This is a genomic window from Novosphingobium sp. B-7, assembly GCF_000410615.1.
GTDB lineage: Bacteria > Pseudomonadota > Alphaproteobacteria > Sphingomonadales > Sphingomonadaceae > Novosphingobium > Novosphingobium capsulatum.
Genome location: NZ_KE148451.1, coordinates 456 through 727, shown reverse-complemented (window position 1 = coordinate 727; position 272 = coordinate 456). Strand labels below are relative to the sequence as shown.

Here is a 272-nt window from a genome sequence, read left to right as displayed (position 1 = left end):
CGCATGCCGGCCGCCCTGCGCGCCGCCTATGCCGGCAATGGCCCGGCCGCGGCCGATCTGCGCGCCGATGGCATTGCTGCTGTCGTGGCGATTTCCCCGGCAGGCGGCGGGCCATCGCCGGTGTGGGGCAGCGGCGTGGCGCAAATCCATGCGCCGCTCATGGTGGTGACCGGAACGGCGGATCGCACGGTCGGCTTTGATCCCGGCACGGCCACGATCTTTGCCGGCGCCACGGGCAGCGATCGCACCATGCTGGCATTCGAGGGGGCCGG

1 pseudogene is annotated in these 272 nt (G+C 72.8%); it reads left to right on the top strand.

The features are described from left to right. A pseudogene (locus H926_RS33685) lies at positions 1 to 272 on the top strand (hypothetical protein); the annotation flags it as partial.